Annotated in this window: 1 protein-coding gene; it reads right to left on the minus strand. The window is 37.2% G+C overall.

Translation table 11 applies throughout. The features are described from left to right. Positions 1–258: 258 nt before the first annotated feature. Positions 259–1,107 carry a transporter substrate-binding domain-containing protein gene (locus F607_RS0127330; protein ID WP_169719866.1) on the minus strand — a complete coding sequence of 283 codons (849 nt, stop codon included), beginning with the start codon at positions 1,105–1,107 and terminating at the stop codon, positions 259–261. Positions 1,108–1,168 lie beyond the last annotated feature (61 nt).

Genomic DNA, 1,168 nt, shown 5'->3' on the forward strand with positions numbered 1-1,168 from the left:
GTAGATCCTTTAGTCTGCATTCTTTGCCAGTCCAGACTCGTCCTCGTCAAACACACGGTGGGCAAAACCATTAACGCGTTGTGCCGTTATCACTGTGTCCTCTCGGCAAGCGTGCGAGTTAAAAAATTTGCTCTTACACACCTTCACCGAGGGGACACACTTCTCCTGAATTATTTACGATGAAGAAAAAGGCTAACAGTAAGGGCTAAAGAGAATCACGCACTCGTTCTGAGGGGGCACGAAATATTGGTACCAATGTTACTCAGTCTCATATTCTCCACGTAAAGAAGATTCAATCATAGCCTTCAGTTCACCACTAGCTATAAGTTTATTTAAACCACGATTAAACTTTTCTTTAAAAATATAGCCTCTATCGCCTTGTTTAGTGAAAATAACATGGTGAGTTGTTTCCATCACAGCCTTAGGATGATAGGTCAAAATAGTTTGAGCTTCTATGCCAAGTTTATCTTTAATAATGGCTAGACCTACATCTTTCTCGATTGGGAATATATCAATTCTACCTTTAAGTAACATTTTAAAGTTAAGTGAGTCACTTCTTACAGGTACAACTTGGATATCTCCATTTTCAGCAGCAGTATCAAACTCTTCTCCATAGGTATAGCCAAGGGTAGAACCAATGGTATATTCTTTTAAATCATTAATTGATCGCCAACTGAATTTGTTTTTTTTAATATAAAAAAATACTTTTTGATTAATATATACTACATCGCTGTAATGAAAATCCTGAAGCCTTTCAGGTGTTGGAACCCAAGTCGGCGAAGCATCCCACTTACCCGTTAATACTTGCTCAAAAGCTCGTTTCCAAGGGAAAAAATTATAGACCACATGGATGTTTTCTTTAGCAAATGATTTTGTCACGATATGTGAGAAAACCCCATAGTGCTTTAGTTTTTTCGATGTATAAGGGGGCCACTCTCCCGTAGCGATCCTAATAACAGATTTACTTACTTCTTGATACTGTTGTTCTGTAGCAAGTATGCTAAACGGTGTAGTCAAACAGATTAAAAACAGTGAAGTTTGGTAAAGTGAGAAAATACTAATTGAGTTACAATACAGGGCAATCGCATATAAATTTACACCGAACAAATTAGCTTCATTAAATATTCATGATCCCAACCAGCAGAGAGTCTCTTATTTTTTATTCCAA

Source organism: Zooshikella ganghwensis DSM 15267, from assembly GCF_000428585.1.
GTDB lineage: Bacteria > Pseudomonadota > Gammaproteobacteria > Pseudomonadales > Zooshikellaceae > Zooshikella > Zooshikella ganghwensis.